At 68.0% G+C, this 15,841-nt stretch carries 14 protein-coding genes; 7 read left to right on the top strand and 7 right to left on the bottom strand.

Annotated elements, in window-relative coordinates:
* Positions 1-101 precede the first annotated feature (101 nt).
* Complete coding sequence (locus tag ACFWBU_RS13650; protein ID WP_240952125.1) at positions 102-671, bottom strand: 2-isopropylmalate synthase; 570 nt, start codon at positions 669-671, stop codon at positions 102-104.
* Positions 672-1,017: 346 nt separating this feature from the next.
* Between ACFWBU_RS13650 and ACFWBU_RS13655 the strand changes: the two genes are divergently transcribed.
* On the top strand, positions 1,018-1,653 hold the full coding sequence (locus tag ACFWBU_RS13655; RefSeq protein WP_378528497.1) for a GNAT family N-acetyltransferase: 636 nt from the start codon (positions 1,018-1,020) through the stop codon (positions 1,651-1,653).
* Between the two features lie 12 nt (positions 1,654-1,665).
* On the opposite strand, the gene zapE is transcribed toward ACFWBU_RS13655, so the two are convergent.
* The gene (gene zapE / locus ACFWBU_RS13660) at positions 1,666-2,679 is read right to left on the bottom strand and encodes a cell division protein ZapE (RefSeq protein WP_169652362.1); all 1,014 of its coding nucleotides are present in this window, start codon (positions 2,677-2,679) and stop codon (positions 1,666-1,668) included.
* A gap of 224 nt (positions 2,680-2,903) precedes the next feature.
* Here zapE and ACFWBU_RS13665 point away from each other — a divergent pair, with 224 nt between their 5' ends.
* The 3 genes from ACFWBU_RS13665 (at position 2,904) to msrB (ending at position 6,289) form a co-directional block, all read left to right on the top strand.
* Positions 2,904-4,463, top strand: a complete 1,560-nt coding sequence (locus ACFWBU_RS13665) for an alpha/beta hydrolase (RefSeq protein ID WP_378528498.1) — start codon at positions 2,904-2,906, stop codon at positions 4,461-4,463.
* A 73-nt stretch (positions 4,464-4,536) separates the two neighbouring features.
* Positions 4,537-5,787, top strand: coding sequence for a glycosyltransferase family 87 protein (locus tag ACFWBU_RS13670; protein ID WP_378528499.1), 1,251 nt, complete (start codon positions 4,537-4,539; stop codon positions 5,785-5,787).
* Between the two features lie 73 nt (positions 5,788-5,860).
* Positions 5,861-6,289 carry a peptide-methionine (R)-S-oxide reductase MsrB gene (gene msrB, locus ACFWBU_RS13675; protein ID WP_169620703.1) on the top strand — a complete coding sequence of 143 codons (429 nt, stop codon included), beginning with the start codon at positions 5,861-5,863 and terminating at the stop codon, positions 6,287-6,289.
* On the opposite strand, the gene ACFWBU_RS13680 is transcribed toward msrB, so the two are convergent.
* A complete protein-coding gene (locus ACFWBU_RS13680) occupies positions 6,252-6,977 on the bottom strand; it encodes an HAD family hydrolase (protein WP_169620702.1) in 726 nt (241 codons plus the stop codon). The genes msrB and ACFWBU_RS13680 overlap by 38 nt on opposite strands.
* 90 nt (positions 6,978-7,067) lie before the next feature.
* Here ACFWBU_RS13680 and ACFWBU_RS13685 point away from each other — a divergent pair, with 90 nt between their 5' ends.
* Entirely contained in the window at positions 7,068-8,039 is a 972-nt protein-coding gene (locus ACFWBU_RS13685; protein ID WP_378528501.1) for an L-lactate dehydrogenase, read from the top strand.
* 54 nt (positions 8,040-8,093) lie between these two features.
* On the opposite strand, the gene ACFWBU_RS13690 is transcribed toward ACFWBU_RS13685, so the two are convergent.
* From ACFWBU_RS13690 to hemE, 4 genes are read right to left on the bottom strand one after another with little or no spacing between them, the layout of a single operon-like run.
* On the bottom strand, positions 8,094-10,385 hold the full coding sequence (locus ACFWBU_RS13690) for a molybdopterin-dependent oxidoreductase (protein ID WP_378528530.1): 2,292 nt from the start codon (positions 10,383-10,385) through the stop codon (positions 8,094-8,096).
* A gap of 59 nt (positions 10,386-10,444) precedes the next feature.
* The gene (gene hemQ / locus ACFWBU_RS13695) at positions 10,445-11,140 is read right to left on the bottom strand and encodes a hydrogen peroxide-dependent heme synthase (protein WP_378528502.1); all 696 of its coding nucleotides are present in this window, start codon (positions 11,138-11,140) and stop codon (positions 10,445-10,447) included.
* Positions 11,141-11,145: 5 nt separating this feature from the next.
* A complete protein-coding gene (locus ACFWBU_RS13700) occupies positions 11,146-12,504 on the bottom strand; it encodes a protoporphyrinogen oxidase (RefSeq protein ID WP_378528503.1) in 1,359 nt (452 codons plus the stop codon).
* Positions 12,501-13,598: a uroporphyrinogen decarboxylase gene (gene hemE, locus ACFWBU_RS13705; RefSeq protein ID WP_169620698.1), complete on the bottom strand. Its 1,098-nt coding sequence runs from the start codon at positions 13,596-13,598 to the stop codon at positions 12,501-12,503. Before hemE ends, ACFWBU_RS13700 begins: the two co-directional genes overlap by 4 nt.
* A 133-nt stretch (positions 13,599-13,731) precedes the next feature.
* Here hemE and ACFWBU_RS13710 point away from each other — a divergent pair, with 133 nt between their 5' ends.
* Both ACFWBU_RS13710 and ACFWBU_RS13715 read left to right on the top strand, forming a co-directional pair.
* Positions 13,732-14,304, top strand: a complete 573-nt coding sequence (locus ACFWBU_RS13710) for a DUF3000 domain-containing protein (protein ID WP_169620697.1) — start codon at positions 13,732-13,734, stop codon at positions 14,302-14,304.
* A 54-nt stretch (positions 14,305-14,358) separates the two neighbouring features.
* Positions 14,359-15,789, top strand: a complete 1,431-nt coding sequence (locus ACFWBU_RS13715) for a wax ester/triacylglycerol synthase family O-acyltransferase (RefSeq protein ID WP_378528504.1) — start codon at positions 14,359-14,361, stop codon at positions 15,787-15,789.
* The last annotated feature ends 52 nt before the right edge of the window (positions 15,790-15,841 follow it).

A 15,841-nucleotide genomic window follows, 5' to 3' on the forward strand; every position in this document is an offset into this window, starting at 1 on the left:
CCCCCTTCCTCAGGAAGGGGGCCTTCGTCGTATCCGTCCGGTGGACGCGGCCCTCGATCAGGAACGCGACCGGCGTCGCATCCGAGTCGAGGGCCCGCGGACTACCGGCCCGCCGCCGCCGTGTGGGTCCGGTTGATTCCGGCGATCATCGCGCGAAGAGTCGATTCCACGCCGCTCTCCCCCATGCCCATCACCCACGTGCGACGTGCGCCGGACCCGCAGAGCAGGAACGTCACGTGCAGGTCGCCGAGATCGTGCCGGTGGAACGAGTGGATCTCGATGCCGAAACCGAGGTCGTAGAGCATCGCCGTCATCCCCGCGACGGGACCACACGCGAGCGCGGACGCGGAGTGGATCGTATCGCCCACCGCGATCGTCGCTTCGAACGCCGATCGGCCCGCCGGCAACGTGGTGGCCGACCAGTCACCCAATCGAAGGGGACCGCGCTCGGAGGCGTACACCGCGAGGAACTCCGGCCACGACATTCCGGCGGCTTCGGCACGCAGCGGGAGCGGAAGCGGGCGGCCGTACCGCGCAGCGAAAGGATCGAGGGGCGTAGCACTGCCGGGCGCGCACGCCGGTGCGGCACGCAGAGCGGTTCGACGAGAATCCGACGGACGCGCAAAGGCAGCATCGAAATCGGAGGAGATGAAAGAAGTGAAGGCGTTCATTTCGGGAGGTCTTCCGCGAGAAGGAAGGACCGACGCATAGCTCAACGACCCGCAGCGAGGGGTCGGTCCGAATCAGACCCCGCTACGGCGGTGAACTACGAGTACGCGCTTCATAGGTGCCGACCTTAAAGGGTTTGTGAACGTTCCGCAACAATGAGTTGTGCACGATGTGACGGAAACGTGACCGCAGCAGGTGGAACTCCCCGAAAACACTCGGGTAGCGTGGAACGTGCCATCCCCCCCGATGGTATTGGACCCCAGCCATGACCCCCCATCCAAGGCTGGGGTTCAGCCATTTCCGGGCCCGGAACTTCCCGCCCCGACCACTCGGTGCTTCACTGGATCCATGCCCACGTCGTCGTCACTCGAAGAGTCCGTCTCCGTCGGTCCGGCAGGCATCTGGGATGCCGAGACCATCGCCGGAGTCGCCGCCACCACGTTTCCGCTCGCGTGCCCTCCAGGGGCCGGGTCCGAGGACATCGCGGCGTTCGTCGAGGAAACCCTCAGCGCAGAGAACTTCAGCGAGTACCTGACCGACCCTCGCCGCATCGTGCTGAAAGCCTGCGTCGACGACGAGATCGTCGGCTATCTGATGGCCGTAGATCCGGCGAGTGAGACCACGGTGGACCCCGCGAGTGAGAACTCGGTGGACCCCGCGAGTCAGAACTCGGTGGACCCCGCGAGTGAGAACTCGGCCGCGTACGCCGTACCCGACGTGGTCACCGCACGACCCGCCATCGAGATCAGCAAGCTGTACGTACTTCCGGGACATCACGGCGCCGGAGTATCCGCCGCGCTGATGGACGCGATCGTCGAGCGCGCCGCCGAGCGCAGGCGTGCCGGGCTGTGGCTGGGTGTGAACCAGGAGAACACGCGTGCCCGTCGCTTCTACCAGAAGCACGGCTTCGAGGTCGTCGGTACGCGAACCTTCGTTGTCGGTTCACAGACACACGACGATTTCCTCATGCAACGCGTGCTGTGACCGCCCCGCCGGTCAGCCGGCGGCAACCTCGAAACGGGACAAGGCGAGCAGACGCGACGTGGCACGCAGGTACTTCTTGCGGTACCCGCCCGACAGCATCTCGGGTGTGAAGATCTCGTCGAGCCGTGCGCCGGCGACCGTCACCGGAATGCTCGCGTCGTAGAGGCGATCCGCAAAGACCACGAGACGCAAAGCGACCGACTGATCGCGCGCGGGGTGCACCCCGTTGATGAAGACCGCGGGCACTCCTTCGACGAGCTTGCCGTACCGGGACGGGTGCAGGGTGCTCAGGTGATCGCACAATTCGTCGAAGTCGTCGAGCGTCGCGCCGGAGACCTGGTCCGCACGCTCGATGAGCTCCTCCGACTCGATGGGATCGGGGGCCGGCGGCAGGTCGCGGTGGCGATAGTCGGGTCCGTCCACGCGGATCGTCTCGAAGATCGAGGCGAGCTTCTTGATCTCGCGCAGGAAGTCCTGGGCCGCGAAGCGACCCTCGCCGAGCTGGCCCGGCAGTGTGTTCGACGTGGCCACGATCGACACTCCGCGTGCCGACAATTCGGTGAGCAGCCGGGAGATGAGCATGGTGTCGCCCGGATCGTCGAGTTCGAACTCGTCGATGCACAGGACGCTGTGACTCGACAGTTCCTCGACGGCCTTGTTGAACCCCAGCGCTCCGACGACGTGGGTGAGCTCGACGAAGGTGCCGAAGGCTTTCGGGGACGGTGCGCTGTGGAAGATCGAGGCGAGCAGGTGGGTCTTGCCCACGCCGAAACCGCCGTCGAGGTACAGCCCCGCCCCCTGGGCCGGGGCCTTACGGCCGAACAGGCCGCGCTTGCCGCCCCGGATCTTCTCGACCTTGCCGACGAACTCCTCGGCGGCCTTGACCGCCGCGGCCTGGCTCGGCTCGGCAGGATCGGGGATGTACGACGCGAAACTCACCTCGTCGAACATCGCGGGCGGCACCAGCTGGGCCACCAACTGATCTGCGGGCACCACCGGGTTGCGGTCGACGAGGCGTTCGTGCATTCATCCAGCGTAAGGCCGCAGAGTGAGTGGGTAGCACCGCCCAAGCGGAATGCGACCTACTTCACAGAACGTTCACCATGTGTTCACGAGTCGCGAGGACAATCCACTGCCCCGCGAGGCGGCGCCGATTTCACTCTTACCGGGATCATGTCCGGGCCTCGGGACGGCCGCTCACGTCCACACCTGTGCACTCCCCGATCGGTGACACCTGGCAGGCTGTCCCCATGCGCAGAACCGGTGTGCTCGCGGTAGGATGGATCGCGGTGGCCGCAGTGGCCGCCGCGTGCGGAGCGGGACCATCGGTCCGGCCCGATGTCGCCGTGGTGCGCGAAGGAGTCGATAGCAGCGAACCGACCGTCCAGGAAGACGAGGACGCGGCGCCCGAACTGCCCGTTCCTCAAACGGACCTCACGTGGCGCGACTGCACTTCCGACACCGTGGCGTCCTACTCGCTCCCGTCGGGGCCGACAGGTCTGTCGCTCGAATGCGCCGAAGTGCCGACGCCGATCGACCCCTCCGGTGCTGTTCCCGGCACCTTCCCGCTTGCCGTGCTCCGGGCGCAGCTCCCGGACACCCCGGACGATGTCGCACCTCTGGTCCTCACGACGGGCAGCGACATGCCGTCGACGCGCGCCCTCGCCGCACTCGCAACCGGCCCGCTCTCGGGCGTGCTGACGACGCGTCCGGTGGTCGCGGTGGATCGTCGTGGCATCGGGATGTCGCTGGCCATCGACTGTGTGTTCGGCGCCGACCGTCGCGCCCTCGCCGATCTGGGACAGTTCGGTCGCAGCGGGTCCGCGCCGGAGCGAGTGGCCGAACTCGGCCGCCAGGCCACGATCTCCTGCACCGACTATCTTCAGCCCCAGGAGTTGATGTTCAGCGCGTCCCACGCGGCCGGCGACATCGACCGGCTGCGGCAGGCATGGAACGTCGAGCGCGTGGGCCTCCTCGGCATCGGAAACGGCGCGGCGGTGGGTCTCGCATATGCCGCGGCCTACCCGGGTGCCGTGGGACGGCTCGTGCTGGACTCCCCCGTCGCCGCATCGGGCGACGCAGAACAGATCGCGGAGTCGCGCGCCCGCGGCGCCGAGTCCGCGGTGGACGCGTTCTCGCGGCAGTGCGCAGCGCTCGACTGCTCGCTCGGTGACGACCCCCGGCAGGCTCTCGAAGACCTCCACGCACAGGCCTCGAGCGGCGCTCTGGCACCGGTGTCCTCCAATGCCTTGCTGACGGTGATCACCGCGTATCTCGGCACACCGCGCGGAGATCTTCCCAGCCGGATCCGCGAACTGTCCGACACGCTGGCTTCCGCGCGGGACGGCGATGTGGTGCCACTGCTCGATCTGGTGGGCACCGCCGAACAGATGCTCGCCTCCGACGGCCAGTTCGTCTCGCGGTGCAGCGACGGCCAGCGATGGCCGACGCCGACCCGCGCGGCCGATCTCCAGCGCAACTGGGCGACGCTCTATCCCCTGTTCGGTGCGGACACGGCCGCGGCTACCACCGCATGCGCGGCCTGGCCCACCCTGCCCGCTCCACCCCTGCCCGCAGCCCTCGACACCCCTGTACTCGTCACCGGCGGCGCTGCGGATCCCATTGTCGGCAGCGTGGGAGTCGAATCGGTGACCGGCGCGCTCACCGCCGGCGCGATCGCATGGTCGACCGTGTCCTGGCAGGGTGCCGGTTATTCCGCCTCGCTGCATTCGACGTGCATTCAGGGCCGCATCGAGCGGTACCTGAGTACGGGAGAGCTGCCGCCGAACGGAAGTCTCTGCCCGGCGTGAGACGCGACGCGCCGTTCCCCTGCGTGCCGGGGGACGTGCGCGGTCCCGATCCCGGACGGGGTACCGTGCCGTAGTGTTCCTCAGCAGTCTCGAACCCCGGACGGCACGAACCACCGCAGACGTGGTCAAGGCCGTGGTGTGGCCATTGGCGGTCCTGACCGTTCTTCACCGGGTGGTGATCAAAGCAGTCAACGGTTTCCGGACCGATGATTTCACCCCGGTCTACAACGCGGCGCTCGCGTTCCTCAACCGGCTTCCGGTCTATACCGCGAACTTCCAATGGGTCGACCCGCACTACCTCTATCCCCCGTCCGGGACGCTGCTGATCTCGCCGATCGCCGTGATCGACCCCGAACGATCCCGGTGGCTGTTCATCGTTGCGAACGCCGTCGCCATCCTGATCGCGCTGTACCTGCTGCTGCGCATGTTCGGCTTGCGGCTCGACTCGCCCATCGCTCCCATCCTCGTGCTGGGTGCGTTCGCGTCCGAGACGGTGACCAACACGCTGGTCTTCACCAACATCAACGGACTGGTGCTGCTGGGGGAAGTCGCGTTCCTGGTGCTCCTGCTCAAACGCCGAGATCTCTGGGCGGGCGTGATGCTGGGACTCACGTTCGCGGTCAAACCGATCCTCGCGCCTCTGCTGTTCCTTCCACTCGTACGCGGCCAGTGGAAGGTGTTCCTCACCGCCGCCGGGGTGCCCATCGCACTCAACATCATCGCGTGGCCACTGTCGGTCGACGCGTGGGATTTCGTCGAACTCACGGTGCCGTACCTGCTCGAGTCCCGCGACTACTTCAACAGCGCGATCGTCGGCAACGGGATGTACTACGGGCTGCCCGGCTGGCTGGTCCTGGGCCTGCGCGGTGTGCTCGCCGTGCTCGTGGCGGTGTCGCTCTGGCTGCTCTACCGCTACTGCCGCAACGACGAGGTCTTCTTCGTGTGCACCGCCACCGGTGTGCTCCTGAGTGCGTCGTTCCTGCTGGGATCGCTCGGCCAGATGTACTACTCGATGATGCTGTTCCCGCTGCTCATGACCGTGCTGCTGCCCAATTCCGTGATGCGGAACTGGCCGGCGTGGCTGGCGGTGTACGGATTCATGAGCTACGACTCCTGGTTGTCCGGGCGCTGGGTGGAGGCGGGCCGCGCGGCGGAGTACATGAAGACGACGCTCGGGTGGTCGCTGCTCATCATCGTGATCTTCGCGGTGCTCCTCGACCGTTACCTCGCGGCGCGCCGCGAAGGGCGGCTCGACGACGGTATCGAGCCGTCACACTTGCTCCCCGCCGCGGAGGACACCGATGAGGTCGCCGCACGGGCCTGAGACGTACCGGGCACGGCAGGACGGGACGGGGTGCGTCGTGGCGGCGGTCTCGGAGCGCGACTAGCGTGGGGACATGACTTCCACTCCCCGATCCGAACCCGCTCCCAAGGTTGTGCTGAGCGAGGACGAGTGGCGCGACAAGCTCACTCCCGCCGAGTATGCGGTGCTGCGTCAGGCCGGCACGGAACGGCCCTTCACCGGTGAATACACCGACACCGAGTCCGAGGGTGTCTACGAATGCCGGGCATGTGGCGCCGAACTGTTCCGCAGCAGCGAGAAGTTCCCGTCGCACTGCGGCTGGCCGTCGTTCTTCGATCCCGCCGACTCCGACGCCGTGATCCTGCGGACCGACGATTCGCTGGGGATGCGCCGCGTGGAAGTGCTGTGCGCCTCGTGCCACAGTCACCTCGGCCATGTCTTCGAGGGCGAGGGCTACCCGACCCCCACCGACCAGCGCTACTGCATCAATTCGATTTCCTTGCGCCTGGTTCCGACAACGTAACCCCCGCGTCCTTCAAGGCGCTCCACAGCCCGTCGGGCCGCTCCGTCGTCGGGAGTGGCTCGACGAGGCGGAACGCGCACCCGATCTCTGTAGCGGCGCCGTCCGCTTCCACACTGTCGCCGATCATCAGGGTGCGTTCGGGTTCGACCCCGAGCGCTTCGACGGCATAACGGAAGATCTCGGGCTCCGGTTTGACCGCACCGATCTCGAAGGACAGCGCGAACACGGAGACCAGGTCGTCGATGCCGAGTGCGGCGAAGGCAGGCCGGATGTCGAATGCGATGTTGCTCAGGACCCCCACCGCGATGCCGTCGCCCGCGAGTGCTTCGATCACGGGCACGGTATCCGGGTACACCGTCCAGCTCGTCGGATCGACCACCTTTCCGTACAGCGTCTGAGCCTGCTGCGGGTCCTCGACACCGGATCTGCAGAGCACGGTCAGATACGCCTCCCGATGCCGGCGCGGGTCACGGTCGCGATTGATCCAGGCGTGATGCTCCTCCGCGTCCATCTCCACAGGCTGTCCGGTAGGAGCGGTCAGCCGCCGCATCAGTTCGGCCTGCCGGCTCACGTCGAAGGCCCCACCTCGTGCATCGGTGATGCCGGCCATCCAGCTCTCGTCCTCTTCGAGCCGGAACAGCGTGCCGGAAAAGTCGAACAGAACAGCATCGAACGGTCGCGCGCTCATGGTCCGAGGCTATCGACTCACCGACTGCCCCGCTGTGCGACGCGAACCCGCCGGGTGGCGCCGTCGTGGCTATGGGGCCATGATCGGACCATGGCGACAACGCGCAGCGGGCCCCGGATCGGCACAGCGAAGGTGTCCATCGTCGGCGTCGGCAGCGTCGGAGCGGCGGTGGCATACGCGTGCCTGCTCCGCGGCACCGCGAACACGATTGCGTTGTTCGACACCAACGCGGCTCGGGTGCGCGCCGAGGTTCTCGACCTCAATCACGGCACCCAGTTCACTCCGGCCTGCCGCATCGAAGGCAGCGACGATATTTCCGTGACCGCAAATTCCGACCTCGTTGTCGTGACCGCGGGCGCGAAACAGAAGCCCGGTCAGTCCCGGCTCGATCTCGCAGCGGCCAACGTCGCGATCACACAGTCGGTCACGCCCCGGTTGCTGGCGGAGTCTCCCGACGCGGTGATTCTGTTCGTCAGCAATCCCGTCGATATCGTCACGGCAGCGGCCATCGCGGTGACCGGCGTCGACGACGGCAGGATCTTCGGGTCCGGCACGGTTCTCGACTCGGGTCGTCTGCGCTATCTCATCGCCGAGCGTGCCGGGGTGGCGATCGAGAACACCCACGCGTTCGTCGTCGGCGAGCACGGCGATTCCGAACTCGCGCTGTGGTCGGGAGCGTCCGTCGGTGGCATTCCCATCGACTCGTACACGGTCGACGATCGCGTCGTGTTCGATGCCCGGACCCGCGCAGACATCTTCCACGAAGTGGTGCGCAGCGCCTACGAGATCATCCAGGGCAAGGGTGCGACGAACCTCGCGATCGGGCTGTCGACGGCCCGGATCGTCGAGGCAGTGCTGCGCGACCAGCGGCGCGTGCTGCCCGTGTCCTCGTTGCAGACCGGGATCCACGGCATGCGCGACGTGTGCCTGTCGCTGCCGACCATCGTCGACGCGGGCGGCGCGGACAGAGTTCTGGAGGTGCCGCTCTCGGACGACGAAGCGGCCGGACTGGCCGAATCCGCCGCGACCCTGCACAACGTGCAGAAATCGCTCGGCTTGTAGAAATCGCTCGGCTTGTAGAAATCGCTCGGATTGTAGACCGCGCGTTTCCTCACGTCACGGTCGGCGGGGCCTGATCGTCGGCGGGTCGTACGCGCGGATGGGCGGCAACTCCCCCTCGAACCGTTCGATCTCGACGAGCACGTGCTGACCCGTGCATCCCTGCGCCAGCGACGACGTGCCCGTGTCGGGAGTGAGAACATTCGGGTTGCCGTGCACGCACATGGACTCCGGATCGGCAGGGTCGAGCGGGTCGTACCACGCTCCCGTCGCGAGTTGGACGACCCCGCGGCGCAGTCCTTCGTCGAGCAGCGCACCGGCCAGGCACGCACCCCGGTCGTTGTACACGCGCACCACGTCGCCGGGGGTGATTCCTCGCTCGGCTGCGTCCTGCGGATGGATCCGGATCGGTTCGCGGCCGTGGACCTTGCTCTTCTGACTGGTCGCACCATGGTCGAGCTGGCTGTGCAATCTGCTCTTGGGCTGGTTCGCGATCAAGTGCAGTGGGAACGTCTGTGCCCGCTCACCGCCGAGCCACTCCTCCGGTTCGTACCACCTCGGGTGGCCCGCGCAGTCGTCGTATCCGAAGCCGTCGATGTCCGCCGAGAAGATCTCGATGCGCCCGCTCGGTGTGCGGAGCGGATTGTGCTCCGGGTCGGCGCGGAACTCCTCGAACAGCGTGAGGTCGTCCTCGGTGCGCATGCGGACGTGGCCGCGACGCCAGAATTCCGCGAACGGTGGCGGGTCCTCGAGCCGGCGCTCGTCGGCGAGGACGTAGCCGCGCCACTGCCCGTACAGATGCTCGAGCCACTGCGCCGACGTGCGCCCCTCCGTGAACCGCTCCCCGAATCCCAGTCGGTGCGCGAGGGCGGAGAAGGTGTCGTAGTCGTCGCGGGCGTCGGCGAAACGGGGTGCGGCCGCCTGCATTGCGACGAGCAGCGGATCGTTGCGCGTGCACGACAGATCGTCGCGTTCGAGCGCGGTGGTGGACGGCACGACGATGTCCGCGTGCTTGGCCATCTGCGTCCAGTACGGGTCGTGGACGACGATCGTGTCCGGCCGCGTCAATGCGCGGCGCAGGCGGGCGAGATGCTGATGGTGATGGAACGGATTGCCGCCCGCCCAGTAGACGAGACGGGTATCCGGAAATGTCAGCCGTCGGCCGTCGTAGTCGAACTGCTCTCCCGGATGCAGCAGAAGATCGGAGATCGCGGCGACGGGGATGAAGTCCTCGACGTCGTTGTTGCCCTGGAACAGGGTGGGCAGCGGGTAGGGCACGGGCGCGCGGCCGGGTTCGTTCATCGATCCGTACCCGTGGCCGAATCCCCCACCGGGAACACCGATCTGACCCAGCATGGCCGCCAGGGTGATACCGGCCCACGGTGCCTGCTCACCGTGTCGTACCCGCTGCAGCGACCACGTCACCGAGATCAGCGTCCGGCCGGAGGCCATCCGGCGAGCGAGATCGACGAGGGTGGCGGCCGGCAGACCCGACAGTTCCGCAGCCCATTCCGGTGTCTTGGGAACACCGTCGGTGCGGCCGAGCAGGTACGCCTCGAACCGGTCGTATCCGGTGCAGTAGCGGTCCAGGAACTTGCGATCGGCCAGACCTTCGGACGCGAGGACGTAGGCGAGCGCCAGCATGATCGCGACATCGGTGCCCGGGCGGGGTGCCAGCCATTCGTGCTCGCCGTGGACGTCGTCGCGCAGCGGGGTGATGGACACGATGCGTCCTCCGCGGGCGCGCATCCGGTCGAGGCCGCCGCGCGTCGGATGGTCGCTGGTGCCGCCGTCGTTGACGCCGGTGTTCTTGAGCGGCACACCACCGAAGCACACGAGCAGGTCGGTCTCACGCGCGATGACGTCCCAGTTGGTGGAACGCGCGAACAGTTTCCAGTGGGCCCCGACCACTCGCGGCATGATCACGCCGGTCGCGCCCAGCGAGTAGCTGTGCACCGAGCGGGTGTATCCACCGAACATCTTCAGGAAACGGTGCACCTGGCTCTGTGCGTGATGGAAACGTCCGGGCGACGACCAACCGTACGATCCACCGAAGATCGCGCGGTTGCCGTGACGCTCCGCTACTCGCGTCAGTTCCGCGGCGAGCAACTCGGTGAGTTCGTCCCAGGAGACGGCGACGAATTCGTCGCTGCCGCGGTCGGTGCTCGGTCCCGGCCCGTGTTCGAGCCATCCCCGCCGGATCGCGGGACCCGTGATCCGGGAGCGGTGCCGCACCGATCCCGGAATGTTCTGCAGGATCGGCGACGGGTCGGCGTCCCCCGCGTAGGGGTGCGCGGCGACGACTTCGCCGTCACGCACCTCCGCGGAGTACATACCCCAGTGCGCCATCTGGGAGAAGCGTGCTCCGGGCAGCGCGGAGCCGTCCGTACCGATCGGACCGGTCACGGTCAGGGCAGCGACTCGATGAGCGCTTCGACCTCGACGCGCGGACCGGTGAAGAAGGGTGTTTCCTCGCGCACGTGCATCCGGGCTTCGGTCGCACGCAGGTCGCGCATGAGATCGACGATCCGGTCGAGTTCGGGTGCCTCGAAGGCGAGGATCCACTCGTAGTCGCCGAGTGCGAACGAGGGCACGGTGTTCGCGCGGACGTCGGGGTAACCGCGTCCTGCCTTGCCGTGATCGGCGAGCATGGTCCGGCGCTCGGCGTCGGGCAGCAGGTACCACTCGTAGGAGCGGACGAACGGGTAGACGCAGACGTATGCGCCCGGCTCCTCACCGGCGATGAACGCCGGCACGTGGCTCTTGTTGAACTCTGCGGGGCGGTGCAGCGCGACATTCGACCACACCGGCGCGCTGGCCCGGCCCAGGTCCGTGGTGCGCCGGAAATCGGCGTAGAGCTTCTGGAGGTCTTCGAGCCGCTCGGCGTGCGACCAGATCATGAAGTCGGCATCCGCGCGGGTACCGGCGACGTTGTAGATGCCGCGGACCGTGACGTCGGTGTCGTCGAACTGGGCGAAGAACTCCTTCGCGTTCTTGATCGCCGCTGCGCGGTCGTCGTCGAGAAGGCCCGGCTGCACCTGGAAGACGGACCACATGGTGTAGCGGAGGGTGGAATTGAGTTTGTCGTAATCGAGACGTGCCATACCGTTCATCCTGCCATTCGTGCGGCGAGTCGTGCCGCCGCGGTGGTTCCCGACGCGACGCATGCGGGGACGCCGACACCGTGCAGCATCGCGCCGGCGATTTCGAGTCCGTCGACTTCCGCGACTGCGGCGTCGAGCGCGCCGACGACATCGTTGTGCCCGGACCGATACTGCGGAAGCCCCCCGTGCCAGCGCTGCACGTAGGAGGCCACCGGCTCGTCCTCGACTCCGGTCACGGCGGCGAGGTCGGCGCGGGCGAGGGTGACGAGTTGCTCGTCGGAGGCGGAGAGCAGCGCGTCGTCGCCGTAGCGCCCGAACGACGCCCGGGCGAGCGCGACGTCACGCTGCGCGAGATGTGGCCACTTCCGGCTCGACAGGGTGAACGCCTTCGCGGCGAGTTCTTCTCCGGTCGCCACCAGAATCCCGGAGTTCTGCGGCAACGCCGAACCGCCGGGGAGAGCGAGAGCGACGACGACCGACGACGCGAGGGGTATCTCTGCCGCAAGGTCCGCGGCCGTCGGCACCGCCTCGGCCAGAAGCGCGGCGACCTCGGTGGCGGGTACCGCCAGCACAACTCCGTCGACCTCGCCGACGGGGTCGAGCGACCATCGTCCGTTGCTGCGGCGCAGCCCGCCCGCGGTGGTCTCCAGGTGGATCTCGGGCGCGGCCGCACGCTCGAGCGCTGCGAGCAGCACCCCGTAGCCGTCGCGCAGAGTGCCGAAGACGGGGGTGTGCGACGGTGCCGGGAGTGCCGCCGCGACCGCGGCGGTCAGGCTCGTCGCACCGGCGTCGAGTGCGGCGGCGAGCGCCGGGACGGTGGCGCGGACACCGGCGGTGTCGGACAGTCCCGAGTAGACCCCGCCCAGGAGCGGGTCGACACTGCGGCGGACGACCTGCTCGCCGAAACGCGAGCCGACGAGCGCGGCAACCGACATGTCGCCGGCCCGATCCCAGTTGAGCGGCACGCCCGGTTCGTCGCTGATGCGCTGCAGCGTCTCGTCGTCGACGAGTCCTTCGACGGAACGGGCGTCGGCGGGGATACCCATGAGCGTCCCCGCGGGCAGCGGCCGAAGCCGGCCCCCGGCATAGAGCAGTGGCCGCGCGCCCGACGGATGGACGATCTGGTCGCTCAGGCCCAGTTCGTCGAGCAGAGCGGGAACCTCGGGCCGACGCGCGATGAAGGCTTCCGCGCCCACGTCGACGGGCCCGTTCGCGAGGTCCACGGTGTGCAGTTTGCCGCCGAGTCGCGGGGACCGTTCGAGTACGACGATTCGGGCATCGGGGCCGAGTGCGCCGCGCAAGCGGTAGGCGGCGACGAGGCCGCTGATGCCACCACCGACGACGGCGACGACAGGGTCGGTCACAACGAATGCACCAGCTCGACGACGCGGGTGAGCATGTCGGGATCGGTGTCGGGCAGCACACCGTGGCCGAGGTTGAAGATGTGGCCTGTCGCACCGGCCGCGAGTGCGCGGTCCGCTTCGGCGACCACGCGCCGGACCTCGCGTTCGATGACGTCCCAGCCGGCGAACAGGATGGCGGGATCGAGGTTGCCCTGCAGAGCCTTACCCGGCCCGACCCGCTGCGCCGCCACATCGAGCGGGATGCGCCAGTCGACTCCGACGACGTCGGCTCCGGCCTCGCCCATCGCGCCGAGCAATTCGCCTGTGCCCACACCGAAATGGATCCGCGGTACCTGGGCGGCAGCGAGTTCTGCGAACACGCGCTCGGAGTGCGGGAGCACGTATTCGCGGTAGTCGGACAACGGGAGCGCCCCGGCCCACGAGTCGAACAGCTGGATCGCGTCGACGCCGGCTGCCAGCTGGGCGCGCAGGAAGGTGATGGCCATGTCGGTCAGACGCCCGAGCAGCGAGTGCCAGGTTGCCGGATCGGAGTGCATGAGCGCCTTGGTGCGCTCGTGGTTGCGGCTCGGGCCACCTTCGACCAGGTAGGACGCGAGCGTGAAGGGGGCTCCCGCGAAACCGATCAGCGGAGTGGTGCCCAGTTCCTTGGTCAGCAACGTCACGGCGCGAGCGACCGCGCCCACTTCCTCGGCTTCGAGGTGCGGAAGGGCGGCGACATCGGCAGCGGTGCGCACCGGGTCGGCGACAACCGGCCCGGTTCCGGCGACGATGTCGAGATCGATTCCCGCAGCCTTGAGCGGAACCACGATGTCGGAGAACAGAATTGCGGCATCGACCTTGTGCCGGCGTACCGGCTGCATCGTGATCTCGCAGACGAGTTCGGGGTCGAAGCACGATTCGAGCATGCCGACGCCCGCGCGGATCTCCCGGTATTCCGGCAGCGAACGCCCCGCCTGGCGCATGAACCACACCGGGCGGTGCGACGGCTGCATCCCCCGGGCCGCAGCCAGCAACGGAGCCTCCGGCAACGCTCTGCGCGACGGGTACTCCGCGGGCACCGCGGAAGCGACGTTCGTGTTTTCCAAGCCGGTCATCGATCCTCGTTCTTCGGTCTCGTCGGGTTCGGTCGGACCCCGGTTCGAAGCCCATGCTGCCACGCTCCCCCGCACCGCCGGAACCGGCGCGCCTCCCGCGTGCACTGCGTCACCGGCGCTAACGTCCGCTGTCGTGACCACCTCACCCGAGCCGGCCCGCTTCCGCGCGGCCGTCGAATCGATGAAGGCGGCCACCGTCCGCAGCGAGATCGAAGTGGCACCGATCAGACCACCGCAGCGACTGGCACCGCACAGTTTCGCGCTGGGCGCCGAGGTCCTGCACGACGAGTCCGACGGTGTCCCCGAGGAATCCGAAGGCGATGCCTTCGGCCGCCTCATCCTCCTGTACGACCCGAACGGTGACGAAGCCTGGCACGGCACCACTCGGCTCGTCGCGTACATCCAGGCCGACGTCGACGCCTCACTCGCCGCCGACTCGCTGCTTCCGGATGTGGCCTGGAGCTGGCTGGTCGATGCCCTCGAAGCGCACGGCGAGCCGTTGACCGCACTCGGCGGAACCGTGACGGCGACGAGTTCGGTGCGGTTCGGCGACATCGCCGGCCCTCCGCGAGCGCATCAACTCGAGCTTCGCGCGTCGTGGACTCCTCGCTCCGACGTGCTCGCCCCGCACGTCGAAGCCTTCTGCGATGTCCTCGCATACGCCGCGGGTCTTCCGCCTACCGGCGTAGCGCAACTGCGGTCCTGACGGATACGCCCGATTCGGGCCTTCGGGAGACGGTCGAGTTCTAGCCTGAGGGGCATGCAGCGCCTCAGTGGTCTCGACGCCGGCTTCCTCTACCTCGAAACCCCCAGCCAGCACCTGCACATCTGCGGGTTGCTCGTCCTCGATCCCTCCACGGTGCCGGACGGATACGACTACCGGGCCGTCCGCCGGGAGTTGGACGCACGCCTCGACGCGGTCCCCGCCTTCCGCATGAAGCTCGCCGACAGCCGCTTCAATCTCGACCATCCGGTCTGGGTCGACGACAAGGACTTCGACCTCGACCGCCATCTGCATCATGTCGCGGTACCGTCTCCGGGCTCGCGGACCGAACTCGCCGACCTGTGCGGCCACATCGCCGCGCAGCCGCTCGACCGTGCGAAGCCCCTGTGGGAGATGTGGGTGGTCGAAGGACTCGACGACGGTTCGATCGCGGTGATCCTCAAGATGCACCACGCGGGCGTGGACGGGGTGTCGGGTGCGGCGATGATCGCTCAGCTGTGCAGCCTCGACCCGGCGGCACCGCGCCCCGACACGATCGCCCCCGGCGTCGGCGGCGGAAACGAGATCTACATGGCGGTCGCCGGCGCGGTGAACGTCGCCCTGCGTCCCCTGCACCTGGCCCGGATGCTTCCGTCCGCCGTGACCTCGGTGGCGTCCTGGGTGGCACGAGCGCGCCGTGGAGACGCCATGCCGGCCCCCTTCACCGCGCCGCGGACCCCGTTCAACTCGACGATCACCGGCCACCGGGCCGTGGCGTTCGCCCAACTCGACCTCGCGGATGTCAAAGCCGTGAAGAACGCGTTCGGCGTCAAGGTCAACGACGTGGTGATGACCCTCGTGGCGAGTGCGCTGCGCAGTTACCTCGCAGGCCGGGGCGAACTCCCCGACAGTCCGCTCGTCGGGATGGTGCCGGTCTCGGTCCACGAGGAGTCCGACCGGCCGGGACGTAACCAGGTGTCGGCGATGTTCGCGGGCCTGCACACCCACATCGAAGATCCGGTCGAGCGCCTGCGCGCACTCGCCGACGCGAACGAGGTGGCCAAGGACCACAACGCCGAGCTGGGCGCGAACATGCTGCAGGACTGGTCGCAGTTCATGGGAGCTGCGGTGTTCGGCGCAGCCATGCGCACGTACGCCGCATTGCGGCTCGCCGACAAACACCCCGCGATCCACAACCTGGTCATCTCCAACGTGCCCGGTCCCCCGCAGGCGCTCTACTTCCTCGGAGCGCACGTGACCGCGCTGTACCCGTTCGGCCCGCTCTTCCACGGAGCCGGACTCAACATCACGGTGATCTCGCTCGAAGACAAACTCGATGTCGGCCTCATCACCTGCCCGGAACTGGTCCCGGACCTGTGGGTACTGACCGACTGTCTGGCGCCGGCGCTCGACGAGTTGCTGGCCGCCGCGGAGCAGGCCCGGTCATCGGACGACGAGGACTCGAGCATCGACGGCGTGAGCCGATGAGCGCCCGTTCTGCGCGCGGCACAATCTCGCTTTCCCAGGACAGCCGCTAGAG

The sequence above is a fragment of the Rhodococcus sp. NPDC060084 genome (assembly GCF_042730335.1).
Lineage (GTDB): Bacteria > Actinomycetota > Actinomycetes > Mycobacteriales > Mycobacteriaceae > Rhodococcus.